The 26,623-nt window shown below is 71.8% G+C and carries 27 protein-coding genes; 13 read left to right on the top strand and 14 right to left on the bottom strand.

The features are described from left to right. The first annotated feature begins 158 nt into the window (after window positions 1-158). Entirely contained in the window at window positions 159-4,337 is a 4,179-nt protein-coding gene (locus I6A60_RS01495; RefSeq protein ID WP_203016237.1) for a bifunctional nitrate reductase/sulfite reductase flavoprotein subunit alpha, read from the top strand. Here the strand turns inward: I6A60_RS01495 and I6A60_RS01490 are convergent. The 4 genes from I6A60_RS01490 to I6A60_RS01475 form a co-directional block, all read right to left on the bottom strand. Beyond that, on the bottom strand, window positions 4,331-5,353 hold the full coding sequence (locus I6A60_RS01490; protein ID WP_203016239.1) for a putative zinc-binding metallopeptidase: 1,023 nt from the start codon (window positions 5,351-5,353) through the stop codon (window positions 4,331-4,333). The two genes, I6A60_RS01495 and I6A60_RS01490, sit on opposite strands and share 7 nt — an antisense overlap. A 54-nt stretch (window positions 5,354-5,407) precedes the next feature. After that, the gene (locus I6A60_RS01485; RefSeq protein WP_203016241.1) at window positions 5,408-5,596 is read right to left on the bottom strand and encodes a hypothetical protein; all 189 of its coding nucleotides are present in this window, start codon (window positions 5,594-5,596) and stop codon (window positions 5,408-5,410) included. Between the two features lie 198 nt (window positions 5,597-5,794). Next, a complete protein-coding gene (locus I6A60_RS01480) occupies window positions 5,795-6,190 on the bottom strand; it encodes an ATP-binding protein (RefSeq protein ID WP_238434541.1) in 396 nt (131 codons plus the stop codon). A gap of 299 nt (window positions 6,191-6,489) precedes the next feature. Beyond that, window positions 6,490-6,714, bottom strand: a complete 225-nt coding sequence (locus I6A60_RS01475) for a hypothetical protein (RefSeq protein WP_203016245.1) — start codon at window positions 6,712-6,714, stop codon at window positions 6,490-6,492. Window positions 6,715-6,810: 96 nt separating this feature from the next. On the opposite strand from I6A60_RS01475, the gene I6A60_RS01470 reads away from it, so the two are divergent. Further along, window positions 6,811-7,245: a response regulator gene (locus tag I6A60_RS01470; RefSeq protein ID WP_203016247.1), complete on the top strand. Its 435-nt coding sequence runs from the start codon at window positions 6,811-6,813 to the stop codon at window positions 7,243-7,245. A 9-nt stretch (window positions 7,246-7,254) separates the two neighbouring features. Here the strand turns inward: I6A60_RS01470 and I6A60_RS01465 are convergent, their stop codons facing one another. The 4 genes from I6A60_RS01465 to I6A60_RS43875 all read right to left on the bottom strand — a co-directional run bounded on the left by I6A60_RS01465 (window position 7,255) and on the right by I6A60_RS43875 (window position 10,786). Further along, on the bottom strand, window positions 7,255-7,965 hold the full coding sequence (locus I6A60_RS01465; protein WP_203016249.1) for a dienelactone hydrolase family protein: 711 nt from the start codon (window positions 7,963-7,965) through the stop codon (window positions 7,255-7,257). Window positions 7,966-8,125: 160 nt separating this feature from the next. Further along, window positions 8,126-9,229 (bottom strand): glycosyl hydrolase, encoded by a 1,104-nt coding sequence (locus I6A60_RS01460; protein ID WP_307838650.1) that lies wholly within the window; start codon window positions 9,227-9,229, stop codon window positions 8,126-8,128. A 212-nt stretch (window positions 9,230-9,441) separates the two neighbouring features. After that, the gene (locus I6A60_RS01455) at window positions 9,442-10,437 is read right to left on the bottom strand and encodes an aldo/keto reductase (RefSeq protein ID WP_203016255.1); all 996 of its coding nucleotides are present in this window, start codon (window positions 10,435-10,437) and stop codon (window positions 9,442-9,444) included. Between the two features lie 211 nt (window positions 10,438-10,648). Next, window positions 10,649-10,786, bottom strand: a complete 138-nt coding sequence (locus I6A60_RS43875) for a tetratricopeptide repeat protein (protein ID WP_374113502.1) — start codon at window positions 10,784-10,786, stop codon at window positions 10,649-10,651. 217 nt (window positions 10,787-11,003) lie between these two features. On the opposite strand from I6A60_RS43875, the gene I6A60_RS01450 reads away from it, so the two are divergent. Next, window positions 11,004-11,813, top strand: coding sequence for a DUF1206 domain-containing protein (locus tag I6A60_RS01450; protein ID WP_203016256.1), 810 nt, complete (start codon window positions 11,004-11,006; stop codon window positions 11,811-11,813). A gap of 20 nt (window positions 11,814-11,833) precedes the next feature. Here the strand turns inward: I6A60_RS01450 and I6A60_RS01445 are convergent, their stop codons facing one another. Next, window positions 11,834-12,250, bottom strand: coding sequence for a VOC family protein (locus tag I6A60_RS01445; protein WP_203016257.1), 417 nt, complete (start codon window positions 12,248-12,250; stop codon window positions 11,834-11,836). Window positions 12,251-12,333: 83 nt separating this feature from the next. Between I6A60_RS01445 and I6A60_RS01440 the strand changes: the two genes are divergently transcribed. After that, complete coding sequence (locus tag I6A60_RS01440) at window positions 12,334-13,368, top strand: YafY family protein (RefSeq protein WP_203016258.1); 1,035 nt, start codon at window positions 12,334-12,336, stop codon at window positions 13,366-13,368. Here I6A60_RS01440 and I6A60_RS01435 read toward each other — a convergent pair. Then, complete coding sequence (locus I6A60_RS01435) at window positions 13,349-13,798, bottom strand: hypothetical protein (RefSeq protein ID WP_203016260.1); 450 nt, start codon at window positions 13,796-13,798, stop codon at window positions 13,349-13,351. The two genes, I6A60_RS01440 and I6A60_RS01435, sit on opposite strands and share 20 nt — an antisense overlap. Before the next feature lie 104 nt (window positions 13,799-13,902). Here I6A60_RS01435 and I6A60_RS01430 point away from each other — a divergent pair, with 104 nt between their 5' ends. Continuing rightward, entirely contained in the window at window positions 13,903-14,253 is a 351-nt protein-coding gene (locus I6A60_RS01430) for a VOC family protein (protein WP_203016262.1), read from the top strand. Window positions 14,254-14,400: 147 nt separating this feature from the next. Beyond that, entirely contained in the window at window positions 14,401-15,345 is a 945-nt protein-coding gene (locus I6A60_RS43265; protein WP_203016264.1) for an NYN domain-containing protein, read from the top strand. A 69-nt stretch (window positions 15,346-15,414) separates the two neighbouring features. Here the strand turns inward: I6A60_RS43265 and I6A60_RS01420 are convergent, their stop codons facing one another. Then, window positions 15,415-16,329 carry a helix-turn-helix domain-containing protein gene (locus tag I6A60_RS01420; protein ID WP_203016266.1) on the bottom strand — a complete coding sequence of 305 codons (915 nt, stop codon included), beginning with the start codon at window positions 16,327-16,329 and terminating at the stop codon, window positions 15,415-15,417. A gap of 136 nt (window positions 16,330-16,465) precedes the next feature. Between I6A60_RS01420 and I6A60_RS01415 the strand changes: the two genes are divergently transcribed. The 3 genes from I6A60_RS01415 to I6A60_RS01405 all read left to right on the top strand — a co-directional run bounded on the left by I6A60_RS01415 (window position 16,466) and on the right by I6A60_RS01405 (window position 18,918). Beyond that, window positions 16,466-17,215 (top strand): enoyl-CoA hydratase-related protein, encoded by a 750-nt coding sequence (locus tag I6A60_RS01415; RefSeq protein WP_203016269.1) that lies wholly within the window; start codon window positions 16,466-16,468, stop codon window positions 17,213-17,215. Window positions 17,216-17,282: 67 nt separating this feature from the next. Then, a complete protein-coding gene (locus I6A60_RS01410; RefSeq protein ID WP_203016271.1) occupies window positions 17,283-18,116 on the top strand; it encodes an SDR family oxidoreductase in 834 nt (277 codons plus the stop codon). Next, a complete protein-coding gene (locus I6A60_RS01405) occupies window positions 18,106-18,918 on the top strand; it encodes a maleylpyruvate isomerase N-terminal domain-containing protein (RefSeq protein WP_203016273.1) in 813 nt (270 codons plus the stop codon). The genes I6A60_RS01410 and I6A60_RS01405 overlap by 11 nt, the downstream gene beginning before the upstream one ends. Before the next feature lie 135 nt (window positions 18,919-19,053). Here I6A60_RS01405 and I6A60_RS01400 read toward each other — a convergent pair whose 3' ends face one another. After that, window positions 19,054-19,800 carry a response regulator transcription factor gene (locus tag I6A60_RS01400; RefSeq protein WP_238434540.1) on the bottom strand — a complete coding sequence of 249 codons (747 nt, stop codon included), beginning with the start codon at window positions 19,798-19,800 and terminating at the stop codon, window positions 19,054-19,056. Continuing rightward, a complete protein-coding gene (locus I6A60_RS01395; protein WP_203016276.1) occupies window positions 19,790-21,067 on the bottom strand; it encodes a sensor histidine kinase in 1,278 nt (425 codons plus the stop codon). Before I6A60_RS01395 ends, I6A60_RS01400 begins: the two co-directional genes overlap by 11 nt. Before the next feature lie 164 nt (window positions 21,068-21,231). Between I6A60_RS01395 and I6A60_RS01390 the strand changes: the two genes are divergently transcribed. The 4 genes from I6A60_RS01390 to I6A60_RS01375 all read left to right on the top strand — a co-directional run bounded on the left by I6A60_RS01390 (window position 21,232) and on the right by I6A60_RS01375 (window position 25,371). Beyond that, entirely contained in the window at window positions 21,232-21,864 is a 633-nt protein-coding gene (locus I6A60_RS01390; RefSeq protein ID WP_203016277.1) for a hypothetical protein, read from the top strand. A gap of 184 nt (window positions 21,865-22,048) precedes the next feature. After that, window positions 22,049-23,374 (top strand): cation:proton antiporter, encoded by a 1,326-nt coding sequence (locus I6A60_RS01385; protein WP_203055537.1) that lies wholly within the window; start codon window positions 22,049-22,051, stop codon window positions 23,372-23,374. Window positions 23,375-23,429: 55 nt separating this feature from the next. Beyond that, on the top strand, window positions 23,430-24,146 hold the full coding sequence (locus tag I6A60_RS01380) for a GAP family protein (protein ID WP_203016278.1): 717 nt from the start codon (window positions 23,430-23,432) through the stop codon (window positions 24,144-24,146). 40 nt (window positions 24,147-24,186) lie between these two features. Continuing rightward, complete coding sequence (locus I6A60_RS01375) at window positions 24,187-25,371, top strand: AI-2E family transporter (protein WP_238434539.1); 1,185 nt, start codon at window positions 24,187-24,189, stop codon at window positions 25,369-25,371. On the opposite strand, the gene I6A60_RS01370 is transcribed toward I6A60_RS01375, so the two are convergent. Continuing rightward, window positions 25,298-26,545, bottom strand: coding sequence for an ABC transporter substrate-binding protein (locus I6A60_RS01370; protein ID WP_203016279.1), 1,248 nt, complete (start codon window positions 26,543-26,545; stop codon window positions 25,298-25,300). The genes I6A60_RS01375 and I6A60_RS01370 overlap by 74 nt on opposite strands. Window positions 26,546-26,623: the final 78 nt, after the last annotated feature.

The raw sequence follows: 26,623 nt of genomic DNA, 5'->3' as shown, positions 1-26,623 counted from the left end.
CCTCTCCGCCCCCGGCGCCGGGCGGTGCGCCCCGGCCCGTCCGGCGGCACAGCGGGGCCGGGCCTCACCCGACAGACGGCCCCGGTGTGCGACGGATGTAACCGGTGGTCGCGCGGCGGCGTGACCCGCGGGAAACCGCGGCTCCCTAGCCTCAAGCCATGCAGCGGCCGGACACCACTGTGCGCACCGTCTGCTCCTACTGCGGGGTCGGCTGCGGCCTGGTCCTCGACGTCGCCCGGGACGAGACCGGGGCCCGCCGCGTCGTGAAGGCCAGCGGCGACAAGGCGCACCCGGCCAACGCGGGCCGGCTGTGCACCAAGGGCGCCACCACCGCCGACATGCTGGCGGGGCCCGGCCGGCTGGAGACCGCGCTGGTTCGCCGCGACCGGGGTGAGCAGCCGACCCCCATGCCGGTGGACGAGGCGATCCAGACGGTCGGGACGCGGCTGCGCGCGATCCTCGACACGCACGGCCCGGACGCGATCGCCCTCTACGTGTCGGGCCAGATGAGCATCGAGGCGCAGTACCTGGCCAACAAGCTGGCCAAGGGCTTCATCGGGACGAACCAGATCGAGTCCAACTCCCGGCTGTGCATGGCCAGCGCGGGCTCAGGCTACAAGCTCTCCCTGGGTGCCGACGGCCCGCCCGGCTCCTACGACGACCTCGACCGCGCCGACGTGTTCTTCGTGATCGGCGCGAACATGGCCGACTGCCACCCGATCCTGTTCCTGCGCCTGCTGGACCGGGTCCGCACCGCCGGGGCGAAGCTGATCGTGGTCGACCCCCGGCGCAACGCCACCGCCGACAAGGCCGACCTGTTCCTGCAGATCCGACCCGGCACCGACCTGGCGCTGCTGAACGGGCTGCTGCACCTGCTCGTCGCGAACGGCCACGTCGACGCGGACTTCATCGCCGAGCACACCCGCGGCTGGGACGCGATGCCGGAGTTCCTCGCCGACTACCCGCCGGACGTCGTCGCGGGGCTGACCGGCATCCCTGAGGCCGACATCCGCACCGCGGCGGAGTGGATCGGCGAAGCCGGCGAGTGGATGAGCCTGTGGACGATGGGCCTCAACCAGTCCACCCACGGCACCTGGAACACCAACGCGATCTGCAACCTGCACCTGGCCACCGGCGCGATCTGCCGGCCGGGCAGCGGCCCGTTCTCGCTGACCGGCCAGCCGAACGCGATGGGCGGCCGGGAGATGGGCTACATGGGTCCCGGCCTGCCCGGTCAGCGCAGCGTGCTCGTCGCCGAGGACCGGGCCTTCGTCGAGCGGCTCTGGGACCTCCCGGCGGGGACGCTGCGCACCGACGTGGGCAAGGGCACCGTCGAGCTGTTCGAACGGATGGCCGACGGGCAGGTCAAGGCCTGCTGGATCATCTGCACCAACCCGGTCGCCTCCGTCGCCAACCGCAGGACCGTCATCGACGGCCTGGAGGCGACCGAGCTGGTGATCACCCAGGACGTGTTCGCCCAGACCGAGACCAACGCCTACGCCGACGTGGTCCTGCCTGGCGCGATGTGGGCCGAGACCGACGGGGTGATGGTCAACTCCGAGCGCAGCCTCACCCTGCTGCAGCCGGCCGCCGACCCGCCAGGGCAGGCCCGGCCCGACTGGCAGCTCATCGCCCAGATCGCCTGCGCCATGGGATTCGAGGACGCGTTCAGCTACGGCGGCGCCGCCGAGATCTTCGACGAGATCCGGCAGGCGTGGAACCCGCTGACCGGCTACGACCTGCGCGGCGTCACCCACGACCGGCTGCGCGACGGCCCGGTGCAGTGGCCGGCGGCTCCGGGTGGCCCGGCCCGCAACCCGATCCGGTACCTGGCCGGCAGCCCGAGCCAGCCGGCTGCCACCCCGCCGGCGCGCCTCGTCTTCCCGACGGCCGACGGGCGGGCCGTGTTCTTCCCGCGTCCGCACCTGCCCGCCGCCGAGCTGCCCGACGAGCAGTACCCGTTCCTGCTGAACACCGGCCGGGTGCAGCACCAGTGGCACACCCTGACGAAGACGGGCCGGGTCGCGAAGCTCAACCGGCTCAACGCCGGCCCGTTCGTCGAGATCCACCCCGCTGACGCGGCGGCGCTGGGCGTCACCGACGGCGACGCCGTCGAGGTCGCCTCCCGCCGTGGCCGCGCGGTGCTGCCGGCCGAGGTCAGCGAACGGGTGCTGCCCGGCTGCTGCTTCGCCCCGTTCCACTGGAACGACCTGTTCGGCGAGTACCTGTCGGTCAACGCCGTCACCCACGACGCCGTCGACCCGATCTCCTTCCAGCCCGAGTTCAAGGTCTGCGCGGTGACCCTCACCAAGGTCGCCTCGGCGCGCGGTGCCGACGGTGAGGCCCCGAGCGAGCGGACGGGCGGCGACAAGTCGGGGGAGAGCGACCTGGCGACGGTGGCGGCGGACCACGCGGCGGTACCGGGGCCAGCGGCGCTCGGCCGGCTCGCGCGGACGCTCGGGATCGGCGACCTGGGCCCGCCGGCGCTGACCGGCGACGAGCGCCAGTACCTCGCGGGGTTCCTCGCCGGCCTCGCCGCCGACCCGCCGGCCGAGCCCGGTTCGGCGTCCGGCCTGGCCGTTCCGGTGCTGCCGCCGCACGCCCCGCTCGCCCCCGACCGGGCGGTCTGGGTCAACGGCGTGCTGGCCGGGATGTTCTCGCGCCAGCCCGGGGCGCTACACCGTGCCGCCGACGCTGGGGCGTCGCCGGCTGTCGCGGCCGGGCGGGACGTGCTCGTCCTGTGGGCCTCCCAGACCGGTAACGCCGAGGACTTCGCCCGCCACGCCACCCAGCACCTCAGCGAGCAGGGGCGCACCGTGGCCTGCCACCCGATGACCGAGTTCGCCGGTCAGGACCTGCCAGCCCGGGCCGATCTGCTGCTGGTCACCAGCACCTTCGGCGACGGCGAGGCGCCCGACAGCGGCACCGGGTTCCTCGACGCACTGACCACGGCCGACACCGCTCCGCCGGAGCTGCGCTACGCCGTGCTGGCCCTCGGCGACTCCAGCTACAGCGACTTCTGCGGCCACGGCCGGCGCCTCGACGAACGGCTCGCGCAGCTCGGGGCGACCCGGCTGCTGGCGCGGGTGGACTGCGAGCCCGACTTCGAGGCCGACGCGGCCGCCTGGCTCGACCAGGTCACGACCGCCCTCGCCCAGCGGGCGGCGCCGGCCGGCGGCGCACCGGTCGTCACGATCCCGGCGAGCCGATCAGCCCCGCCGAGCTCGACCGAGGGCCCCGTCGCCACCCTGGCCGGCAACCGGCTGCTCAGCGCGCCGGGCGCGACCAAGGAGGTCCGTGAGTTCACCGTCGACCTGACCGGCACCGGGCTCACCTACCGGACCGGGGACGCGCTGGTCGTCACGCCGGTCAACGACGCCGACCTCGTCGCCGAGTGGCTCCAGGCCACCGGCGCCGACGGCGCCCAGCCCGTCGAGATCCCGCGGGCCGGCCGGGTCCCGTTCGCCGAGGCGCTGCGCGCGCACCTGGAGATCGGCGCCGCCACCGGCGGCCTGTTGCGGCTCGTCGCCGAACGCACCCACGACGACGAGCTGCGACGACTGCTGGGCGCCGACCGGCGCGCGGAGCTCGACGCCTGGCTGTGGGGCCGTCAGGCCGTCGACGTGATCAGCGGTTCCGGCGTCCGGGCCAGTCCCCAGGAATGGGCCGACAGCCTCACCCGGCTGCGGCCGCGGCAGTACTCGATCTCGTCGAGCCCGTTGGTCGACCCGGCCCGGGCCCGCGTCCTGGTCTCCGTCGTCCGCTTCACCAGCCCGGAGGGCTTGGCCCGCAAGGGTGTCTGCTCGACCCACCTGGCCGACACCCCGCTTGGCACCCCGCTACCCGTCGCGGTCCGCCCGACGACGCACTTCAGGCCGCCCGAGGACCCGGCCACCCCGGCGATCATGATCGGCCCCGGAACGGGCGTCGCGCCGTTCCTCGGCTTCCTGGACGAGCGGCGGGCCCGCGCCGACCCCGCGCCCAACTGGCTGTTCTTCGGCGAGCGGAACGCCGCCACCGACTTCTACTACCGCGCCGAGCTCGAGGCCCTGTGCCAGGAGGGCACCCTCACCCGGCTGGACGTGGCGTTCTCCCGCGACCAGGGCGCCAAGATCTACGTGCAGGACCGGATGCGCGAGCATGGCGCGCGGCTGTGGGCCTGGCTCGACCGCGGCGCGCACGTCTATGTCTGCGGCGACGCCACCCACATGGCCAAGGGCGTCCACGAGGCGCTGCGCGACGTCGTCGCCGAGCACGGCCAGCGCACCCACGACGCCGCGACCGTCTACCTCAGGCAGCTCGCCGCCGAGAACCGCTACGTCCGCGACGTCTACTGACGCGATCCAGCGACGTCGGCCGCCTCGGCGACGAGCTGGTGGACGAGGCTCATCTTGTCCAGCGCGGCGGGCGGGAGGACGAACGGGTAGAGGTCGGGGTGGCCCATCGACCTGTTGACCATGTTGAGTGACCAGGCCAGCGGCAGCCACAGCTCGATGATCCGCCTGAAGCCGACCTCGCCGGTGAGCGGGGTGGTCAGGGTGGCCCCGGCGGGGGCGAGGCCGAACGCGGCGGCCGTGTCGAGGGTGTCGCGGATGTGCAGGTAGTGCGCGAAGGTCTCGGCCCAGTCCTCGGCCGGATGCATGGTCGCGTAGGCGGAGACGTAGGTCTCCTGCCAGCCGGGGGGCGGGCCCTGCTGGTAGTGCCGGTCCAGGGCGGTCTGGTAGTCGGTGTCGGGGTCCCCGAACAGCGCCTCGAACCGAGCCCGGCCCGCGCCGTGCGCGGCGAGGACCGTGAAGTAGTAGTGACCGACCTCGTGGCGGAAGTGGCCGAGCAGGGTGCGGTAGGGCTCGGCCATCGACACCCGCAGCTGCTCGCGGTGCACGTCGTCGCCCTCGGCCAGGTCCAGGGTGATCACCCCGTCCGCGTGGCCGGTGATGACCCGCTCGTGGGCACTGGACAGCAGGTCGAAGCACAGCCCGCTGTCGGGGTCGACGTCCCGCCCGCGCAGCGGCAGGCCCAGCTCGGACAGCTCCAGGATCAGCCGCCGCTTGGCCGCCTCGGCCTCGGCGAAGGCCGGCAACGCGTCGAGGTCGGAGTCCGCTGGCCGCGTGCGGGTGAGCGCACATGAGGCGCACAGGCCAGCCCGCCGGTCGGGGGGAGCGAGCCAGTTGCAGGCGGCGACGTCGACGTTCGTGCACCGGGCCGCCGGCCCGTCGACGCGGACGCCCTCGTCGGTCAGGACGGCGAACGAGCGCGCGTCCGGGTCGAAGCCGAGGCCGCTGCCGCAGCCGAGGCACCGCGAGTTCTCGAACGTGAGCCGCTGCCCGCACTTCGGGCAGGCGAAGTCCCGCATCGCCGAGTTTCCTTCTTCTCAAATCCCAGAAATAGCGGGAGCCGGCTATTTCTTCTATTCCGAGTCGGATCCGTCGGAGGAACGGCGGCGGCGGGCGCGCCCACCGGTGTCGACGGACCGTTCCGGGTTGAGACCGGCGAGAACTCCGGCTCGGTCGGAGTTGACGCTGTCAGCGATCAGGTCCCGGGTGCGCTGCTGGGTGCCGTCGTCGAGTCCGTTAAGCAGGCTGTCGAACACGCTCACGTCGGTCAGCTCCCTTTTTGTTAGCCGAAAACGGCTCTAGACCGTTTGTTCCCCGGATGACGCTTCCTAACCAAAATGGTCCGCCAGGAGAGAAACACACCCAATGACACGGATTCGGTCGGGGATCAGGTTTCCCTGCGGTCGGTCGGGGTACGACGGCCGGCTGGCTCTCCGCGAGCGGCGCCGGCCGGTTGGCGGTTACGAGGCGAGACGGGGGACCGGCGCGATCTCGAACCACACGGTCTTCCCGCTGGCGTGGGGCTGGACGCCCCAGCGGGTCGCGAGCGTGTCGATCAGCCCGATGCCTCGACCGCTCGTGGCGTCGGGTTGCGCGGCCACGATGACGGGCGGCAGGGTGTCACCGTCGCTGACCTCGACGCGGACGCCCTCCGGCGAGGCCCGGATGACCAGGCGGGCCGGTGGGCAGCCGTGCACGATGGCGTTCGTCACGGTCTCGCTGGCCAGCAGGACGGCTGTCTCGCAGGTGTCGGCGGCCAGATCGACGTCCTGGCACAGTCGGCGTACCGCGTGGCGGGCGTCGCGGACGATCGCCGGGTCCTGCGCGATCGAGAACTCCTCAGTCCGGTTTCTCATCATTGCGACCTGATCCGCCGATGCACCGTCGGCTGGGAAGACGCGGGAACGTCGCGGGCGATGAACCTGGCGGGTTTCTCAGGGGCCTACCGCGCCCGCCTCGGGCTGCTCCTTGCGGCCTGCGTTACCAGCAGCGGAATGCCAGCGCCGGCGATCTACGTGGAAATGCTGCGACAGAGGGCGTTCAAGGCGCTGGCGTGGGATCCACGCGATGATTCCCATGCCCGCCGTCCCGTCTGTTGATGTTGTGGTGGTCCCGGATCTACCCGAGCGTCATCGCGCCTAACCCATATCTCTCATCACGGGAAATTCGGGCACCGAAGTGCGCCACCGGCCCGGCAGGCTGTTACCGGCCCGCCATCACGAGGGCCGGTGCAGACGTCGGCCCTGGGGACGCCGAGCAGGAAGCCCTGCCCGCGGTCGATGCCGTCCGCGCGGGCGGCGGCGAGCTGGACGAGGGTCTCGATGCGCTCGGCGCCGACCCGGGCGCGGGTGGAGCGGCAGGTCCAGAACCGCGCGGCCACGAACCGCCGCCGGTCGCGAAAACTGCTGGTTATGAGACCATTGGGCCGCGTTCGGCACGCTGGGCGGGCGCAGTATCCGATGGAGACACCCTGTCGATGAACGCCACCGAGTCGGTCCGCCCCTACGACGTGCTGCTCGCTGACGACGACCCCGGCGACGCGATGCTCGTCTCCGAGGCCTTCCTCGCCCGCGGGATCGGCCCGAGCCTGCACACGGTCGAGGACGGCGTCGCCGCCCTCGAATACCTGCGCGACCCCGCCCGCCGCCGGCCCGACCTGATCATTCTCGACCTGAACATGCCCCGCATGGACGGACGCGAGACCCTGGCGGCGATCAAGACGGACGCGGCGCTGCGGACCATTCCCGTGGTCGTGCTGACGACCTCCGACGCACCCGACGACGTCACGTCCAGTTACGACCTGCACGCCAACGCCTACGTGTGCAAGCCCAGCGACCTCGACGCGTTCCTCGGCGCCGTCCAGTCCATCGACGACTTCTACCTCGGACTGGTCAAGCTCGCCCAGCACTGACCGGTCCGGCTAGAACACCTCGTCGAACAGGTCGGTCATGGCCCGCCAGGAGCGTTCGTCGGCCCGCTGGTCGTACTTGATCGCCGGCATCCGGGAGCCGTCTGCGGCGGGGTTGGTGAAGCTGTGCGCGGCGCCGCCGTAGAGGTTCATCCGCCAGTCGACCCCGCCGTCACGCATCTCCTGCTCGAACGCGAGGCGCTGCTCGGGCGGGATGATCGGGTCCTCGGTCCCGATGCAGACCAGGATCCGGCCGGTGATGTTCGTGGCGTCCTGCGGCCGGCTCGTCGAGAGCCCGGAGTGGAAGCCGACGACGGCCTTGAGGTCGGCCCCGCCCCGGGCCAGCTCCAGCGCCATCGTGCCGCCGAAGCAGAAGCCGATCGCCGCGACCCGGGCCGGGTCGGTCTGCTCGTGGGCGAGCAGGATGTCCAGGCCGGCCTGGCCGAGGGCCCGCACCCGGTCGGGATCGGCGGACAGCCTGGCGAAGGCCTTCCCGGCCTCGTCGCCGGCCAGCTTGCGACCGCCGCCGTGGTAGTCCAGCGCGAAGGCCACGTAGCCCAGCTCGGCCAGCCGCCTGGCCTTGTTCCGGGAGTGCTCGCTCATCCCGTCACCCTCGTGGCAGACCAGCACGGCCGGGCGTGGGCCGGGCCGGTCGTCGTCGACCGACAGCTCGCCGATCAACAGCAGATCGTCGTACGTGTACTCGACGTCAACCGTGCGCATCGATCCTCCTGGCGGTCTGCGTCCCGCTACTGGCCCGCGAATCATCTGGGGCGCAGGGCAGGACTCGGGACAAAGACGGAGCCATCCGGCTCCGGACGTTAGCCTCGCAGACGCAGGTCGCGCCCGGTCCGCCCGCCCGCGCCAACGCCGGGTATCGAGATCAGTAGTGCGCTCGCCAGAGCTGGGTGTAGCGGACTGCCGACGCCGGGTTCGCGTAGGCGCAGCGGGCTCCGAGCGGCCGGTCGAGGTTCGAGCCGACGCTGGGCGTGTCGCAGGCGTTGTAGTAGGTCTCGTAATAGAGGCCCTGCCCGGCCCGGGCCACCATCCAGTCGCGCATGAACTGGATGTAGCTGGCGTTGTCGCCGCCGCCTTCGTCGCCCGACCCGGAGGCCACGCCCCATTCGGGAATGCCGAACAGCTTGCCGTGGGCCCGGGCGAAGTTGTACAGCCAGGTGATGCCGCCCATGGCCTGGGCCTGGTTGTTGAACTGGGCGAGGGTGGGCGACGCCGGGTAGTGGTCGAACGCGTCGATCGACACGACGTCGACCCACTGGTCGCCGGGGTAGAGGTCCGTCGGGACGCCACTCGGCGGGTTCTGCGAGATGTGCGCGTTGATCGACCAGTCGAACCGCGGGCGCGCGCTCACCGTCGAGCGGATCGAGTTGACGACCTGGCGAAAGCAGCTGATGTACGCCGCCGGGTCCGTGCCGGACCACGGGTACCAGCGGCCATTGCCTTCCCAGGCCAGCCGGATGATCGAGCTCTGGCGTCCGGTGGCGTTCAGCGTGCGGCCGAACTCCTGCCAGTGGCCGTTGTAGGCCCCGGTGGCGCAGGTCTGCAGGTTGGACTTTCCGTCCTCCGGAAACGGCGGAACGGTGATGACCAGCTTGCCCGGCCAGCCGGCGAAGTTGGTCTCGGCGTAGGACGGCTCGACGATCGACGGCCAGGTCTTGCGTGAGACGTAGACCTGGGCCACGTCGCAGGGGTCGCCGCGCAGAAAGCAGAACTGGTCAACGGCGGCCGGGGTCATCTGCGGGTCGCCGTTCACGCCGGACAGCCAGGGCTGCCCGGACGGGTTGCCCGTGACCGGAGGCGGGCTCGCGCCCGGTCCAGCGACGGCGGCGATGACGGCGTTCGGGGTGACGACCGCCTCGACCAGCAGCGCGGCGGCCAGTACAGCCAGGCCGGTCCAGCCGGTGGCGGGTCGTCGTGACCGCGGCCGGCTTTTCGAGATAGGTGGCGTCGGCTTACCGGCGGCTTCCACGCGCGCTGGCCATCCCTTCGTCCAGAGCCTCAGGCGTTCGTCCGCGGCCCGTGGCCTGGGCTGGTGCGGACGAACGCCTGCGACTCTATACGTAGAGTGGTTATATAGATGCGCTAGGTAGTCAACGGGCGGAGCGTGGCGTAGCCGTCGATGCGGGCCGCCAGGATGCGGGCCGACAGGATGCGGGCCGACCGAGCGCGGGTCGGGTGCCGCTACCAGGCGAAGTGCTCGGGCGCGGTCCGGTAGCCCGGGAAGATCTCGTCCAGCCTGGCCAGCGTCTTCTCGTCGAGGCGCACGTCGAGCGCCCGCACGGCGTCGTCGAGCTGCTGGCGGGTGCGCGGGCCGACGATCGGGGCGGTCACGGCGGACTGGTGGAGCAGCCAGGCGAGCGCGACGTCGCCGGGCTCATGGCCGAGCTCGGCGGCGAAGTCCTCGTAGGCCTCGATCTGGGCGCGCTTGGCGTTCAGGGTCTGCGCGGCCCGGCCTTCCAGCCGGCGCAGGCCGTCACGCTCCTTGCGCAGCACGCCGCCCAGCAGCCCGCTCTGCAACGGCGACCAGGGCAGCAGCCCGAGGCCGTAGTGCTGCGCGGCCGGAAGAACCTCCAGCTCGACCTCGCGAGTGATCAGGTTGTAGATCGGCTGCTCGCTGACCAGCCCGACCAGTCGGTGCTGGGCCGCCGCGGCCTGCGCCTGCGCGATGTGCCAGCCGGCGAAGTTGCTGCTGCCGACATAGAGGATCTTGCCGGCGGTGATGGCGACGTCGATGGCCTGCCAGATCTCGTCCCACGGAGTCGCCCGGTCGACGTGGTGGAACTGATAAAGGTCGATGTAGTCGGTCTGCAGCCGGGTCAGGCTCGCGTCGAGCGCGCGGCGGATGTTCAGCGCCGACAGCCTGCCCTCGTTGGGCCAGTCGCCCATCGGGCTGTACACCTTGGTGGCCAGCACGGTGCGCTCGCGACGCCCACCACCCTGGGCGAACCAACGGCCGATGATCGACTCGGTGGCGCCCCGGCCCTCGCCGAGTCCGGAGACGCCGGCCGAGCGCAGGCCGTACGCGTTGGCGGTGTCAAAGAAGTTGATGCCGTACTCGTGCGCCGCGTCCATGATCGCGTGGGAGTCGATCTCGCTGGTCAGCGGACCGAAGTTCATCGTGCCCAGGCACAGGCGGGCCACGGACAGACCGGTACGGCCGAGCTGGGTGAACTGCATCAGCGCAATCCTCTCTGGCGGCCAGAACCGCCAACACCACGCCCGCCAGACTTCCCCACGGGCATGAACCCAGTCTCCGACCCGCGGTGCGCTCCAGGTCAAGCTCAGCCTTCGGCCGTCGTCGTTCTGTTGCTCGACTCGTCACCAGAGAGCGCTAGTGCGCCGACAATCGTCGATCCACTGCCCAGATTGGGTGGGCCCGGGGCAACCCTCAGTTAGAATCAAGATCGACTAGGGCGCCGCCGGCGCGGATCGTGTCCGGATGATCCTCACCCAACACCCGCCGCGACCGGACCAGCGCGTCCTCCTTCAGGACCCGCGCCGCCGCATCGTCCCCCTGGGCATGCAGCCCGGACGGCGTATGCCCGCGCCGTCGCGCTCGCCGAGACCGACCCCGAGCGGCAGTTCCTCGCGCGTCGCCTCGCGGAGCTGGCCTGACCTGTGACCTGACGTCCGGTTTGCGCGGACCCGGCGGGGTATCTGGCCTTCACGCCCGGGCATTGGTCGGCCTGGGCGGGCGGTCCGACGCCTAGGGCCGCTGGTTCTCCCAGCGAAGGTGGGACTTCATGACGCAGGTCGCCGCGCCGGCCCGCCGGGCCGCGAACAGCAATGTCATGGCCGGGTTCGCCCGGTTCGGGCTGGCGGCCCGCGGGTTCTCCTACCTGGTCATCGGGTGGCTCGCGGTCGAGATCGCCCGCGGGCACGGCCATGAACAGGCGAACCAGAAGGGCGCGCTCGCGGATCTCGCCCGGCATTCCTACGGGCTGACCCTGCTGTGGCTGCTCGGCCTGGGCTTCGCCGCCTACTCGATCTGGCGCCTGAGTGAGGCCGCTTTCGGCGTCACGGGTGAAGGGCGCAAGGTCGGGCCTCGACTGCAGTCCCTGTTCCGGGGAATCGCCTACGCGGTGTTGTGCGTGACCACGTTCAGCTTCATCGCGGGCCGACCGGGCCAGGGCCAGTCCCAGCAGCAGGCCACGTTCACCGCGCGCCTGTTGCGGCACACCGGCGGGCAATGGCTGGTCGCCATCGTGGGTCTCGCCGTCGTCGCGGTCGGCGTCGCGCTGATCGTCGAGGGCGTCACCCGGAAGTTCACCAAGCACCTGCGGATGCGCGAGCTGCGCGGGGCGACCCGCGCCGCCGTCGTCAGGCTCGGGATGGTCGGAACGATCGCCCGAGGCGCGGTCTTCGCGATAGCGGGCGGCCTCGTCGTCGACGCCGCGGTCACCGTCAACCCCAACCGGTCGACCGGCCTGGACGGGGCGCTGCGAACCCTCGCGGACCGCGCCTACGGGCCCTGGATCCTCGGCGCCTTCGCGGCCGGCCTCATCGCCTTCGGCCTCTACGGCTTCGCCTGCGCCCGCTGGGCCAGGACCTGACCCAGCGGCGCTGAGCCCGCCTACCGGGCGCCGCGCGCGGGGTGGCCGAACTTGGCGATGGCCTCCGGGGTGACCGGAGTGAAGAGGTTGACGAGGTTGCCGTCGGGGTCGCGGAACAGCAGCGCGCGGTTGCCCCAGGGCATCGTGGTCGGCGCGTTGACGAAGTCGGTGGTCACGGCCTTGATCCGTTCGTACTCGGCGTCGACGTCGTCGACGAGGAATTCGGTGATCACCGTGCGGTTGGCGCCGGCCTGGGCCGAGCCCGGTCCGAACAGCGCCACGGTGCGCGAGCTGGCGATAGCCAGCGTGAACGACGGCGTGACCAGCTCGGCGAAGACGTCGGCCGACCAGGTGGCCGTCGTCCCGGTGACCTGCTCGTAGAACGCGACGAGCCGAGGGACGTCGTCGGTGATGATCCGGATCGAGACGAACCGCATGAGCTCTCCTTCGTTGGCGGACGACGGCAACGCTAGGAGCGATACCGGACAGATTCGGCCCGGTATTTGAAAGACTTCCGAACATGGCCCGGCCGACCGCGCGCGTCCTCGCCCTGCTCGAGACGCTCCAGTCCGGAGGAACCCACCCCGTCGCCGCGCTGGCGGCCCGGCTTGAGGTGGACGAGCGCACGGTGCGCCGTTACGTCGACCAGTTGCGTGACCTCGACGTCCCGGTACGTTCCGTGCGCGGCCGACACGGCGGCTACCGGCTGGCCCCGGGGTATCGGCTGCCGCCCCTGATGCTCACCGAGTCCGAGGCGCTCGCCGTCCTGCTGGGCCTGGTCGCGGGCCAACGGGCCGGCCTGGTGACCACGGCCGACCCGGCGGCCGAGAGCGCCGCCGCGAAACTGCGCCGCGTCCTTCCAGAGGCGCTGGGCCGGCGGCTGGCCGCCCTGCTGGAGACCATCGAGTTCACCGCTCCGGCCCGCCGTACGGTTACCACGACGGAGACGGACGTCCTGTTGCTGATGGCCGAGGCCGCGCGGGAACGCAGGCCGGTCTCGATCAGCTATACGGCCTCAGACGGGCGGCATAGTGCGCGCACGGTCTACCCGTACGGGATCGTGGCCCATTCCGGCCGCTGGTATGTCACCGGAGACGACTCCGTGAGCGGAGAGGTCCGCACCTTCCGGCTGGATCGGATCAGCCTGCCCCGGGTACTGCCCGGCTCGTTCGACGTTCCGGCCGGATTCGACCCCGCCGACCAGGTCCTGGCCGGCATCGCCGGGGCGCCGCGTCGACACGAGGTCTCGCTGCGCGTGCGGGGGACGGCCGACGACGTACGCGCTCGGCTTCCGACGGGCGTCGCGACCGTCGGCCCGCTCGACGGCGACGAGGCGCCGGGACCGTCGACCGACCAGTGGGTCAGAGTCCGAATCCGGGCCGAGCGGCTGGACTGGATCCCACCGCTGATCGCCGGTCTCGGTCGCCCCTTCGTCATCGACCAACCAGACGAGCTGCGTGACCTGACGCGTTCCTACGGTAGGCAGCTCGCCGCCCAGGCCAGCGCGACCACGTCTGATCTCGGCGACGACTGCCCTACCGGCGGCGCCGGGTGACCTCGGCGATCCGGTCCAGGCCCGGCACCTTCCAGTCCGTACCGGGCCGGCCCAGGAGGAGCCAGGTCGTCCCGCACAGCGCCCACACGCCGAGGACCGCACCGAAGGCCGTGATGTCCAGGGCTCCGACCAGCGCCGAGAGCACCAGAATGATCGTGGCCAGGGCCAGGCACACGACGATCAGGACGAGCGTCTCGCTGCTCAGGCGGTCGATCAGCGAAGGCTTCCTGGCTGCCCTCGCCGGTCCGCGCCTCGCGGTGGCCTGCCGCCCGGGCACTGAGACGAACCGCGGGCGGCCCGCGGCCGGTAGCTGAGGTCGCCGACGAGCGGTGCCGGTGGTCGGGGAGACTTCGGGGGAGCGCGGCTGACGAGCCGGGCGCAGCCGGTTGGCCGGCCGGCGGTCGAGTACAGCCGAGTCGCGTCGTTCCATGGGGCTCTTTTGCCCAACCTCGCCCGAATAAGACACGGCTGGACCCCTCGGCCCGAAGTGGGGTCGGACTCGGTGGCGCGGTGACCGTTGGCTACCTTGGCCCTATGGCCGGCCTCAAGCGTGTGGCGCCGATCTTTCCTGTCCGTGACCTGGTTGCCGCGTTGGCGTATTACCAGCGGCTCGGCTTCACCACCCGGCAGTACGAAGGTGGTGGCTACGGATTCGCGAGCCGCGACGGCGTCGAGCTCCATCTTGGTGTCGTCGCCGATCACCGGCCGGAGCTGCGGAGCAGCGCATACCTGTTCGTCGACGACGCCGACGAGCTCGCCGGCGAGTGGCGCTCGGCCGGCATCGAGGTCCATCCCCCGCAGGACACGGAGTGGGGACAACGCGAGGGCGCGCTTGTCGACCCCGACGGGAATGTCCTCCGGTTCGGATCCCCGCTCGGCACCTAGAACGTGCCGTCTTGTCCGCCGCCGGGGCGGCGGCCGCTCGGCGATCCGTAGGCTGGCCGTTGCGACGCCTGGACGCAGGTCGAGTTCGCGCGGGGTTGCCGCCACCCGGCGGTCGACGCCGGGTGCCGCGAGGCGGGAGGAACCAACGTGGTGGTCGAGGTCTCGTCCGCGCGTCTCGCGGTACTCATCGACGCGGAGAACGCACCGCTCGCGGCGGTCGAGCCGTTGCTCGCCCAGATCGGTCGCTTCGGCAGAGCGCAGGTGAAGCGGGCGTATGGCGACTGGACCGTGGCCTCGCTGAAGTCCTGGAAGAAGACCCTGCTCGACCTGTCGATTCGACCGGTGCAGGTGTTCGCCGCAGTCCGGGGGAAGAACGCCTCGGATATGGCACTGGTGATCGAGGCGATGGACCTGCTGCATTCCGGCGCGTTCGACGGGTTCTGCCTGGTCTCCTCGGACAGCGACTTCACCCGGCTGGCCGAACGGATCCGCGAGGCCGGCCTGACGGTGTACGGGTTCGGCGAGGAGAAGAAGACGAACCCGGGTCTCGTCGCGGCCTGCGACACCTTCATCTTCGTCGAGACCCTCATCGACGGACGATCCCTGCCCGCCGCGCTCCCGCCGCGGATCGCCACGCCGGCCCTTTCCGCGGGACTGGCCTCCGCGGTCGAGTCCACGGCATCCACTCCGCCCGCGCGGCCGACCCCGTCCAGGACGCCCTCCGTGGCCGAGGCCGCCGTTCCCGGACTGGAGGCCGAGGGCGCGCCGACCGCGGGCGTCGGGTCGGAGAAGAAGCGAAAGAAGAAGACGAAGGCCGTCTCGGCGGCGCCTCCCACCCGGGCGACGACCGCGGAGCTGCAGGCGGATGCCGCGCTGGTCAGCCGGCTGCGGGACGCCGTCGCGACCAACCACGGCACGGACGGCTGGACTTCGCTGTCGGCGATCGGGCAGGCCATCCGCAAGCGCCCCGCCGTCATCCTGAAGCCTTACGGATACTCACGGCTGAAGGACCTGATAGTCGCGACCGACCTGTTCGAGGTCCAGCAACGAGGCCCCGGCAGATCCGGCGCCGTCTACGTCCGCGTCAAATAGCCGTCCAGCGCGGCGCCGATTGCCAAGATCACCCCGCCGGCAGGCCGTCGACCGGTCACCGTGACGGCCTCACCCGGTCTGCTCGGGTCCCGCATCGGGGGTCGTCGCGTCAGGGGTCGTCGCGTCGAGGGTGGCGGTCGCCTGGGTCACGTGCCGTCCGATCTCGCCGGCCCGCTGGGCCGAGAGTGCGCGCAGCGGGTGGACTCCGACGCTCGCCGTGACCTGGCCGGTGCGCGGGTCGAAGACCGGCGCGGAGATGGCCGTGACGGGCCGTCGGTCGTCGGCTTCCGCATCGACGTCGCGGAAGCCGAGGTTGGCGATCTCGGACAGGAGCCCGTCGACGGCTCGTCGCACGGGCCGGGCCTGCGGGTCGTCGCGTAGCGCGGTCATGGCCCTGGTCGCCCGGGTCATGGCCGGGTCCATCCGCTCGATGCTGAACCCGCGTTCGTGGGTGGCGGTGAGCAGGTCGTCGAGGCGGCCGGTCAGCGCGGGGTCGGTGATCGCGCCGCGCCGCATCCAGGCGCGCCGGCCGTCGTCGTCCTCCCAGGCGGCGAAGGCGACGCCGAAGGGCGCCGCGAACGGGAGCCGCTCCCCGGCCGCGAGGTCGGCGACCTGGCACGGGCCGAGGTCGAGGGTGGTGATGACCAGCTCGTCACCGACACGTTCGGTCACCACGGAAGGGTGGCCGAGGTCGTGCGCGAGCTGGCGGACGACCTCGCGGGCCGTCCGCCGGCGGGAGTGCCGCGCGCCGGCGCGGGCCGCGAGCGCGGTGAGCGCGGGGCCCGGGGTGAAGGCGCGGCTGGCCGGGTCTCGGACGGCCCAGCCGCGGTCGCAGAGCGTCGCCATGATCGCGTGGGCGGTCGCCTGGGTCAGGCCGAGGTCGCGGACGAGGTCGCGCAGGCGTGGTGGCTCCCCGTCGGACCGGGCCAGGAGTTCGAGCACGTCGAGGACCCGCGCCGTCGGCGGGGATGCGGCATTCGGCACAGCTTGACCCTCCTCGAATGCCACCCTACGGTGTCGAAAGAACGAAAGCACCGTATCGAATATTCGACACAACTCGGCGCGGCTCGGGCGACGGATTCCAACCGTGGCGGGCGTTGGGAGAGGCGATGACGCCGCCATGACGGTGACGACCAGCCGGCAGGGCCGGACCCTCATCATGCGCATCGACCGGGAAGACAAGCGCAACGCCCTCAACCCGGCCGTCACCGCCGGTCTCGACCAGGCGATGAACACCCTTGAGGACGACCCCGAGCTGTGGTGCGGAATCCTCACCGGGGGCACCCGGATCTTCTCCGCCGGCGCCGACCTGAAGACCGGTCCCGGCGAGCCCACCGAACGCGGCGGACTGGTCGGCCTCATCAACCGGCGGCGCACCAAGCCACTGATCGCGGCGGTCGAAGGCCTCGCCCTCGGCGGCGGCGTCGAGCTCGTCCTGTGCTGCGACATGGTCGTCGCCGCCCGGACCGCCTCCTTCGGCCTACCCGAGGTCAAACGCGGCCTCATGCCCGACTTCGGCGGTGCCTTCCGGATCACCCGCGTGCTGCCGCGCAACATCGCCTACGAGCTGCTGGCCACCGGCGACAACCTGACCGCGGAACGCGCCGAACGCCTCGGCTTCGTCAACCTCGTCACCGAGCCCGGCGGCGCGCTCGGCGGCGCGCTGGCCCTCGCCGCCCGCGTCAACGCCAACGCGCCCCTCGCGGTGCGCGCCGCGCTGGGCACCGCCCACCGCGAGGTCGCCCCCGACGAGTCCGCCAGCTGGGAACACAGCGACGACGCCCATGCCGAGCTACTGAAGACCGCCGACCTCCGCGAGGGCATCGACGCCTTCTTCGAACGCCGGCCACCGGTCTGGACCGCGCGCTGACCCACGCCCGCCTGGCCCGAACGGCACGAGACCCGGCCCTCCCGACGATGACGAGAACCAGGTGCGCATGAGCTCTCTGAACGGCAAGATCGTGTTGGTCACCGGCGGCGCGAGCGGATTCGGCCGCGAGATCACCACCCAGCTCGCCCGAGGTGGCGCGCACCCCGTCGCGCTCGACCTCAACGCGGCGGGGGCCGAGGAGCTGGCTGCCTCTCTCACGGCCGAGGGTCACACCGCGCGGGGGGTGGGCCTGGACGTGCGGGACCGGCAGGCGTTCGTCGACATCGTCGACCAGGCCGTGGCGGACCTCGGGCGCGTCGACGTGCTGGTCAACAACGCCGGCATCATGCCGCTGGCCCACCTCGCCGACCACAAGCGGGCCGCGGACGCCTGGGACCGCTGCATCGACATCAACCTCAAGGGCGTGCTGCACGGCATCTACGCCGTCCACGACCACATGATCCGCCAGGGCGGCGGGCACATCCTCAACCTCTCGTCGGTCTACGGAAACGCCGGAGTCGCCGGAGCCGCGGTCTACGGCGCGACGAAGGCGGCGGTCGCGACCGTCTCGAACGCGCTGCGCGTCGAGAGCCAGGGCCGTATCAAGGTGACGATCGTGCGCCCCAGCGGCGTCCTGGGCACGAACCTGTTCACCGAGATCATCGACTTCGACGCCGTCTCGGCCCTCGCCGCGCACCGCGCGCCCGCCCTGCAGGAACACATCCAGCAGTTCGCCGGCGGCACGCTGCCCACCGAGATGTCCGACCCGGAGAACGTCCGGTACTGGTCGCTGACCGCCGTCCAGGTCGCGGCGGAGATCGTCCGTCTCATCGACCAGCCGCCGGGCGTGGCCGTCACCGACATCACCCTGCGAGCCACCGGAGAGGACTATGTCTTCTGACACGGCGTCTTCTGACACGGCGCTGGAACGGACGCTCACCGAGACCCTCGACGTGTTCGGCGGCCTGACGGCCGAGGAGCTCGACGCTCCCTCCGCCTGCGAGGGCTGGACGGTCCACACGACCCTCGCGCACCTCACCCTCAGTGTGGCCGGCTTCGCGGGGCTGCTGCCGCTCACCCCGTACGACCAGGACCTGGAGTTCGAGGACGCGGTCGACGCCCACACCCGGGAGGTCGCTGCGCGCCCGACCGCGGAGCTCCTGGAGATCATCCGGTCCTCGCTGCCAGCCGTGCTCGCCACCTTCGCCGGACTGACCGACGAGGTCGCGGCCATGCCCGTGAACATGGGCACCGCCGGCAGCTACCCGCTGGGGAGCATCGCCGACGCCATCGTCTTCGACCACACCTGCCACACCCGCTGGGACGTCCTCGCGCCCCGCGGGCCGATCCAGCGCGCCCTGCCCGACCTCGACGGCGGACGTCTGACAGCGGCGACCCGCTGGCTCATCGGCGGCATCCCGCAGATGACCACCGACCGCTTCCGCGAGCTGCTCACCGACCCATTGACCCTCGTCCTCACCGGTCCGGGCGCCACCACCGTCCGGCTGCTCGCCCACGCGGCCTCCGTCGAGCACCCCGTCGGCGTCACGGGAACCGACGACCAGGCTCGGGCGACCGTGCGCACGAGCGCCTCCGACTTCATCCTCTGGGGAACCGGCCGGGAGCCTCGCCACGACCGGGTCGAGATCAGCGGCGACACCGCCTACGCGACCACGGTCCTCGACGCGATGCGCGTCTACTGACCCTGAGGTTCACGAAGCCGGCGCGCGGTGCAGTCCCGGTATTCTGCGCCGCTCCGCCCGTCATGATCGCGGTTTGGGCCCTGGGGTGGTTGTGGGAACGTCCTCGTCACGACCATCTCAGGGCCAAAACGGCGATCATGGAACAGGCCCGCCGGGGACGACCAGGCCGGACTCGTAGGCGGCGATGACGAGCTGGGCTCGGTCGCGGGCGGCGAGCTTCGCCAGCAGGTGGCCGACGTGGGTCTTGACCGTGGACACGCTGACGTAGAGGGCCTGCGCGATCTCGGCGTTGGAGTAGCCGTTCGCGATGTGGGTGAGCACCGCCCGCTCCCGTTCGGTGAGCGTCGACGAAAGCCCGGCTCGGGGGCCGGACGGTGGAGCGGGCGTCTGGACAAACGCGGCGATCAGCCGGCGGGTGACGGCCGGAGCGAGCAGCGCGTCGCCGGCGGCGACCGTCCGGATCGCGGCCAGCAGGTTCTCGGGCTGGGTGTCCTTCAGGATGAAACCCGCCGCGCCCGCGCGCAGCGCCTCGAAGACGTAATCGTCGTCGTCGAACGTCGTCACGACCAGGATGCTGGGCCCGGGCCGGACGGCGTCGGCGGCGATCATCCGGGTGGCCTCGAGCCCGTTCATGACCGGCATCCGGATGTCCATCAGCACCACGTCCGGCCGCGACCGGCGGCACTCGCGGACGGCCGCGACGCCGTCGGCCGCCTCCGCGACGACGGTCAGGTCGGGCGTCGCCTCGACGAGCGCGCGGAACCCGGCCCGGACCAGCCCCTCGTCGTCCGCGATCAGCACGCGGATGGGCGGGGGCGGCGGGTCACCATCGTCGTCCGCCGGGCCAGGACGGCCGGCGTGGATCGACCGCTCAGCGCTCATCGGAGACCACCGGGAAGACCGCGACGACCTCGAAGCCACCATCAGGTCGGGATCCGGCGGCCAGGGTGCCGCCCAGGAGTTCGGCCCGCTCGCGCATGCCGGTCAGACCGAGTCCGGGTCCGCTGCCGGCGGCTTGGCCACCACCGTCGTCGCGGACGGTGACGACCAGCTCGCCGTGACGGTGCTCGATCTCGACCCAGGCCCGCGTCGCCGCCGCGTGCCGGGTCACGTTCGTCAGGGCCTCCTGGACGACGCGGTAGGCCGACGTCTCCAGCACGAGCGGGAAGGAAGGCGTGCCCGCCTCCGGGCTCTCGGCCGCGCTGAAGGTCACGGCCAGGCCGTGGCGGCGGACCGTGTCGACGAGCGCCGGGACGTCGGCGAGGGTGGGCATGGCCGCCAGGTCGTCCGTTCCGGGCACTCGGGACTGCCGCAGCACCCGGCGCAGCTCGTCGAGCGCCGACCGGCTGGCCGTCTCGATGACGGCCAGCGCCTCGACGGCGGTGTCGGGACGTGCGGGCCCTTCCGCCCCGTCGGCCAGCAGGTGACGGGCCACCCCGGCGCGAACCGCGATCATGCTGAGCGTGTGCGAGACGATGTCGTGCACATCGCGGGACAGCCGCAGCCGCTCCTCGGCCCTGACCCGGTGCTCGTGCTCGGCCCGCTCGCGTCGGCGCGCCAGCTCCAGACCGTCGCGGTACTCGCGCCGGACCCGCAGCGCGTCGCCGGCCAGCCAGCCGACGGCGACGAGCGCGAGCTGGACCGCGTCCTGGTCCTGGTCCGCATGGAGAAGGAACGCGACCAGTCCCGCGGCGCTCGTCGCGACGGCGGCCGCGGCGCAGGCGACGAGCGAGGCCCGGCGCGGACGGCGACTGGCCACGGTCCCCGCGGCGAGGACAAGCGCGGGCCCGGCGCTGCTGACGAACGGGGTGAGGCGGACCCCGGCCAGCGCTGCCGCACACAGGACCGCGGTGACACTCGCCAGCGTGGCGGTCGGCCAGCGTCGCCGGGCCACCAGCGGCACGACCGCCAAGGCGCCGAAGACCGCGACGGCGGCCGGTGATCCGTAGCCACGCCCGAGGCCCGAGACGGGCGTCAGCTCGGGCAGGGTGAACAGCGCGAACGCGCCGACCACCAGGGCGAGATCGAGGGCGAACGCCTGGCGGGGACTGGCGCCCGCGCGGGGCCAGCGCCGGCCCAGCCCGAGCCGGACCCGCTCGAACCAGGGCGCCCCCGCCGGCGGCGTGGCGCTGGCCGCTGACATGGACATGGCCTCCAGTGTGGACGCCGCCCGAGGCCCCGGCGTCCACCCATGGATGGAGGAACCCGCTCATCCTTGCAGGGGAGACCGGGCGTCGGGTCCGGCCACGGTGCCGGGCGAGCCCTGGCCGGTGGTCGGACGACGTCCTGGGTCCGTCCGGCGAGGCTGGCGCTATGCCTCCAACTGCCACGATCCAGCCGTCGCCCGGCCGCCTGCGTCGGGTTCTCGCCGAGCTCTCACCGGTGCTGACCGCGCTGGTAACCGTCCTGTTCGCCGCCGGGATGGCGACCGGCGGGGTGATCTACACGCGTCGCTCGCCGGTCCGCGAGGTCGAGCACGCCGGCACCGCCGCCTGGTGGCCGCATCTCGGGCTGTTCCTGTTGGCGGTCGCGCTCCTGGCTGTCGCCCGGCTCCGTGCGGCCGCCGCGCCCGTCGAGCTGCTCCTGTTGGCCCCGCTCGGCCGGCCGGCGGCGCGGCGGATCGGGCGGACGCTGCGGGCCGCGCCGCGCTCGCCCGGCGGCCTGGCGCGGCTCGTGGCCGCGGGCTTGGTCGCGGCGCTGCTGGCCTACAGCGTGTTCCGGGCCGGTATCCAGGTCACTGCGGGTTTCGACCCGAACTTCACCACGAACGCCTGGGGCGGTCCCAGCTACCTGGGCGCGATGGCCTGCCACTACCTCGACGGCGCCCTCATCGCGGCCGCCTCCGCCTGGCTGACCGCCCGCCTGCTCGTCGCGGACAGGTCTGCGGATGGCGCGGTCACGGCGGCGGCTGGGGGCGGAACGGCAGATGGTGCGGCGTATCGGTGACGACGAGCGGCTCGGCGATACTCGCCGGCCCAGGCAACCGCTCAGTCCGACGGCGGGCTCACCTCGGCCGGGTGATGACCGCGCCGTCGACGCCGTGTGTGCTTGAGCGGGGGTAGGAGTCCGGCGACGCCGTTGCGAGGGTGCCGTCCGCCAGGTCCGCGGTCACTCCAGGCGGGAGCACGGCATGGACCCGGCGGTCGCGGCGGTGGCGGTGGCGATCTTCGGCTACGCACTGGTCGAACGACGCCTGTGGCACACGCCGATCAGCGGCGCGATGGTGTTCACCGCCGCCGGCCTACTGGCGAGCGAGCAGGTCACGGGTCTGGTCAACCCGGCCGAGGCCGGGCACGGCGCCATGATCTTTCTGGAGCTGACCCTCGCCGTCGTGCTGTTCAGCGACGCCATGGGGGCCAACGTCGGCTCCTGGGCGACGGAGGCGCCGCTGCCTGGTCGGTTGCTGGGACTCGGGCTGCCGCTGACGATGGCGGTCGGCTGGATGCTCGGTTGGGCGCTGTTCCACGACCTCGGGCCGTGGGGGGCGGCACTGCTGGCGGCCGTGCTGGCACCGACCGACTCCGCGCTCGGACTGCCGGTCATCACCGACGAGCGGGTGCCCCGACTGATCCGGCATGCGCTCAACGTCGAGGGCGGCCTGAACGACGGTCTGGTCCTACCGTTCGTGACCATCTTCCTGGCACTGGCGCAGGAGGAGGAGAACGCGGCGGGTTCCGGGTATGCCGTAACGGTGCTGCTGCGGGCGCTGGTCGCCTCCGCCGCGGTCGGCCTGGCGCTGGGCGCCGTCGGCGCGGTCGCGCTGCGGTGGTCGAAAAACAGCGGATGGTCGGGGCGGCGCTGGCAGTCGGCGGCGCTGCTGGCCCTGGCCGTGCTGGCGTACGTGTTGGCGGACCTGATCGACGGAAGTGGCTTCATCGCCGCGTGGGTCGCCGGTCTGGCTGCCGGCCTGGTGGCACGGGAGAGCCTGTCCGCCGCGCTGCGGCTGCCCGAGGAAGCCGCCAACCTGGGCGTCTCCGTGAGCTTCATGCTGTTCGGCGCGCTGTTCCTCGCGCCAGCTCTCGAATCCGCGACCTGGACAGCGGTGGCTTATGGGCTGCTCAGCCTGACCGTGATCCGGATGGTCCCGGTCGCCCTGGCGTTGTCCCGGTCAAGGCTGGCTCCCCAGACCGTGGCCTACGTCGGCTGGTTCGGGCCACGCGGGCTCGCTTCCATCGTCTTCGCGGGCCTGGTCGCCACCAGCGGGCTGCCCGAACAGGGCCAGATCGTCCCCGTCGTGATGTTGACGGTCGGCATGAGCGTGGTCCTGCATGGCATCACCGCACCGTCGGGTGCTCGCCGCTATGGCCGCTGGTACGCGGGCGCGGTGGCGCACAGCCCCGAGATCCGTGAGGCGGCGCCGGGGGCGGGGGGCGGGGGCGCGGGGGGGGGGGGGGCGCCCCCCCCCCCCCCGGGGGGGCGGCGCGGCGCCCGGCGACCGGTCGCCGGCGTTGGATGACCACGCACCGAGCGGCCTTCGGCGCCGAGGCCGGCGGCCGACTGGAGTCACGATGATGACCGGCGCGCTGCCGCTGGCCATCGCCGCCGGCATCTATCCGCTCGGACTGGCGATCGTGGTGCGTTACCTGGGCGATCCCCCCTCGCTCCGGCACGCCTTCGCCTACCTCGGCGGGGCGGCGGCCGTCACCGTCGGCGCCGGAGCCGCCATTCTCGTGATCCTTCGCGCCGCGCAGCTGCCTCAGGGGGAGGAACGGGCCCTCGGTGCCGGCCTGCAGACGTTTCTTGGGGTGGCACTGCTCCTCCTGGCGCTCTGGGTCGTCCGACACCGTCCGACCACGATCCGCCGGCCGGCCCAGCCCGTCACGATCCCCTCGCGCCCAGCTGATGGGCCGGCTCAGCGGCCCGGCCCGGCGCCGAAGGAGCCCGTCGGCCGCACGGGGACCGGCGGGGTCCGTGCGGTCTTTCTCGTCGGAATGATGACCTATCTGCCTTCGGCGCTTTATGTCGCTGCCCTGAAGAATCTCGCCGACGCTGACCAGGGCTGGGGCGTCACCATTGTCTCGCTGTTCGTGTGTGCGTGTCTCGTACTGCTCATGGTGGAGCTGCCGATTTTACTCAGACTCCTGGCGCCCCGTCGGACCGGTCAGATTCTGGCCGCCTACAACGGCTGGATGAACCGGCACGGATGGGATGTCGTCCTCCTGCTCGCGGCGGCGAGCGGGCTATACTTCCTCGCCAGCGGCGTCGTCACGCTTCTCACCGGCGTCTGACGGCTCTTTGCCGGGTTCGGCGGAAGGGCCGGAAAAAAAGATGCGGATGTCGTCGACCGGTACCTCACCCGGACCGCTGACCCGCCCGCTGGTAATTCTGCTCGGAATGGCGTCTCTGGTCGTCGCCACGGCCGGAGTCCGGGCTTTCCGGGACACACTCGGCCCGGCCTTCCTGGCCTTGGTCCTCGTCGTCACGGTGCACCCGCTGCAGGCCCGGCTGCGGCGGCGCGGGGTGCCCGGGTGGATCGGCATCGTCGTCGTCATGGTGGCGATCTACGCGATCCTGGCCGGTCTGCTGGCCGCGCTGGTCGTGTCGGTCGCCCGGCTGGTGACGTTGCTGCCGGACTACCGCCCGCAGTTCGAGAACCTGCTACACCAGGGCACCCGGTGGTTGGAGGATCTCGGCGTCCAGCCGGAACAGGCCAGCACGGCGGTGAGCCGGCTGGACCTGTCCAAGCTGTCCGGCGTGTTGCAGAGGATTCTCTCCGGGCTGACCTCGGCGGGTTCCAGCCTGGTCTTCCTCGTCACGCTGGTGTTCTTCCTGGCAATCGACTGCGAGTCCTTCACGCGGCGGCTTGACGTGGTCGCCGGGTCACGGCCACTCCTGGTGGGAGCATTGCGGGATTTCGCTCGCAACACCCGCCGCTATCTGGCCGTCTCGACGCTCTTCGGGCTGATCGTGGCCGCTCTCGACGTGCTTGCGCTGCAATGGCTGGCAGTGCCGCTTCCGCTGTTGTGGGGGCTGTTGTCGTTCATCACCAACTACATTCCCAACATCGGGTTCGTCGTCGGCCTGATTCCACCCGCGCTGCTCGGCCTGCTCGAGGGCGGTGTGGCCCGCATGATCTGGGTCGTGGTGGTCTATTCAGCGGTCAACATGGTCGTCCAGTCGTTCATCCAGCCGAAGGTCGTCGGCAACGTGGTGCGGCTGTCGGCCACGTTGACCTTCTTGTCGCTGGTGTTCTGGGCCTTCGTCCTCGGTCCGCTCGGGGCGCTGCTGGCGGTTCCGATGACGCTGCTGGTCAAGGCCCTGCTCATCGACGCCGACCCCTCGGCCCAATGGCTGCGTCCGCTTCTGGGCGATACGGCCGTGGAGGCCGATACCGCGGATGCGTCGGGCCACAGGGCCGAGGGCCGGAACGCCGCCCGGCTCAGGAGGACGGCGCGACCGTGCGCCCAGGGACGACGTCACCGCAGATCGGGGTGGCGTTCGGGACGGCCTTGAAGACGCTGCCCTGCAGCTTCGCGATCCACTGGCAGTTGTCGGCGCCGGAGACGACGTTCTCGCGGTCGTTGATGTCGACGGTGTGGCTGCCGTAGAGGCCGAGGGCGTTCCACTTGTGGATGGTGCCCAGCCCCGTGATCAGCGAGGCGGGAGTCGGGTTCGCGCCCGCGGCCTTGAGACCGGCGACGAGCAGGCCGACCGAGACGTAGCCGTTGTACATGGCGTACGTGGGCGCGGTCGTGGTGCCGGCGCTCTTGAGATCGGCGGCGAACTGCTTGGTCGCCGGCGTCTGCATCTCCATCAGCTCGTAGCCGGAGAGGAAGTAGACGTTCTGGGCCGACTGGAGCGCGCCCGGCCCGGCCTGCAGCAGGTCACCGCCATAGCCGGTCGGCAGCAGCGCGACCTTGAGGTTGACGCCCTGGTCGCGCAGGCCCTTAACGATCGCGAAGGCCGCGTCCGGGCTCATCTGGGCGACAAGACCGTCGACTCCGGCGTCCTTCATCGCGAGCACGAGGGGCGCGACGTCGGAGCCGAGGGTGACCTTGGTGTTGAGGTAGCCGACCTTGACCCCGGCGACCTGCGCGGAGACCGCGGTGCCCTCTCCAGCCTCCGAGGCGATCGGGAGCGAGTAGGCGACGTCGGCGAGGTTGGTGACGCCCATCAGCTTGAGGAACTTGCCCTGGGTCGTGGCGACCTTGGTGGTCTGCAGCGGGCCCCAGATCGAGAACATGTTCTTCGACGTGATCCATTCGGGGCCGTCCGCGCTGGCGCCGATCACCGGCACGTTGTGCGCGGTGAGGTAGCTCGCGGCGGTGAACAGCAGCGCGGAGTTGGCGATGACGGCGAACACGTGGTCCTGGGTGACGAACTTCTGCGCGAGGGCGAGGGTGCTCGCCGGGTTGGTCGCGGTGTCGCCGACGACGTACTTGATGGTGTAGCCGTTGCGGGCCGCGTAGTACGTGCCGGCCTTGACGCCCGCGACGACCGACTTGTTGGGGGAGGCCGCGGCCCCGGTCAGGTCGGCGATGATCCCGATGGTGATCTTCTGGGTCGCCGGGCCGGTGGTCCCGCCTCCGGCCGCGCCGCCGGCTGACGACGAGCCGCAGCCTGCGGCCAGCAGCACCGCGGCGGCGGATAATCCCGCGGCGAACGCGGTCCTTCGACGGCGGAACATGGTGCCCCTCTTTCTGGTGCGCGAGTCTCCGGTGCGCGAGCGGAGGCAGGCCGCCGCCCCGGATGGTCAGCTGGCGGC

Origin of the sequence: Frankia sp. AgB1.9, assembly GCF_016786355.1 — a bacterium.
Classification (GTDB): Bacteria; Actinomycetota; Actinomycetes; order Frankiales; family Frankiaceae; genus Pseudofrankia.
The sequence above is the reverse complement of the archived record's forward strand: the minus strand, read 5'-3'. Positions and strand labels throughout refer to the sequence as shown.

Bases quoted from the DNA above. Each gene is read 5' to 3' on its own strand.
- I6A60_RS01385 (WP_203055537.1), top strand. From the start codon at position 22,049: ATGGACCCGGCGGTCGCGGCGGTGGCGGTGGCGATCTTCGGCTACGCA.
- I6A60_RS01375 (WP_238434539.1), top strand. From the start codon at position 24,187: ATGCGGATGTCGTCGACCGGTACCTCACCCGGACCGCTGACCCGCCCG.
- I6A60_RS01400 (WP_238434540.1), bottom strand. From the start codon at position 19,800: ATGAGCGCTGAGCGGTCGATCCACGCCGGCCGTCCTGGCCCGGCGGAC.
- I6A60_RS01465 (WP_203016249.1), bottom strand. From the start codon at position 7,965: ATGCGCACGGTTGACGTCGAGTACACGTACGACGATCTGCTGTTGATC.
- I6A60_RS01430 (WP_203016262.1), top strand. From the start codon at position 13,903: ATGGCCGGCCTCAAGCGTGTGGCGCCGATCTTTCCTGTCCGTGACCTG.
- I6A60_RS01410 (WP_203016271.1), top strand. From the start codon at position 17,283: ATGAGCTCTCTGAACGGCAAGATCGTGTTGGTCACCGGCGGCGCGAGC.
- I6A60_RS01470 (WP_203016247.1), top strand. From the start codon at position 6,811: ATGAACGCCACCGAGTCGGTCCGCCCCTACGACGTGCTGCTCGCTGAC.
- I6A60_RS01495 (WP_203016237.1), top strand. From the start codon at position 159: ATGCAGCGGCCGGACACCACTGTGCGCACCGTCTGCTCCTACTGCGGG.
- I6A60_RS01445 (WP_203016257.1), bottom strand. From the start codon at position 12,250: ATGCGGTTCGTCTCGATCCGGATCATCACCGACGACGTCCCTCGGCTC.
- I6A60_RS01415 (WP_203016269.1), top strand. From the start codon at position 16,466: ATGACGGTGACGACCAGCCGGCAGGGCCGGACCCTCATCATGCGCATC.
- I6A60_RS01435 (WP_203016260.1), bottom strand. From the start codon at position 13,798: ATGGAACGACGCGACTCGGCTGTACTCGACCGCCGGCCGGCCAACCGG.
- I6A60_RS01395 (WP_203016276.1), bottom strand. From the start codon at position 21,067: ATGTCCATGTCAGCGGCCAGCGCCACGCCGCCGGCGGGGGCGCCCTGG.
- I6A60_RS01490 (WP_203016239.1), bottom strand. From the start codon at position 5,353: ATGCGGGACTTCGCCTGCCCGAAGTGCGGGCAGCGGCTCACGTTCGAG.
- I6A60_RS01405 (WP_203016273.1), top strand. From the start codon at position 18,106: ATGTCTTCTGACACGGCGTCTTCTGACACGGCGCTGGAACGGACGCTC.
- I6A60_RS01455 (WP_203016255.1), bottom strand. From the start codon at position 10,437: ATGCAGTTCACCCAGCTCGGCCGTACCGGTCTGTCCGTGGCCCGCCTG.
- I6A60_RS01440 (WP_203016258.1), top strand. From the start codon at position 12,334: ATGGCCCGGCCGACCGCGCGCGTCCTCGCCCTGCTCGAGACGCTCCAG.
- I6A60_RS01450 (WP_203016256.1), top strand. From the start codon at position 11,004: ATGACGCAGGTCGCCGCGCCGGCCCGCCGGGCCGCGAACAGCAATGTC.
- I6A60_RS01480 (WP_238434541.1), bottom strand. From the start codon at position 6,190: ATGAGAAACCGGACTGAGGAGTTCTCGATCGCGCAGGACCCGGCGATC.
- I6A60_RS01390 (WP_203016277.1), top strand. From the start codon at position 21,232: ATGCCTCCAACTGCCACGATCCAGCCGTCGCCCGGCCGCCTGCGTCGG.
- I6A60_RS01370 (WP_203016279.1), bottom strand. From the start codon at position 26,545: ATGTTCCGCCGTCGAAGGACCGCGTTCGCCGCGGGATTATCCGCCGCC.
- I6A60_RS01380 (WP_203016278.1), top strand. From the start codon at position 23,430: ATGACCGGCGCGCTGCCGCTGGCCATCGCCGCCGGCATCTATCCGCTC.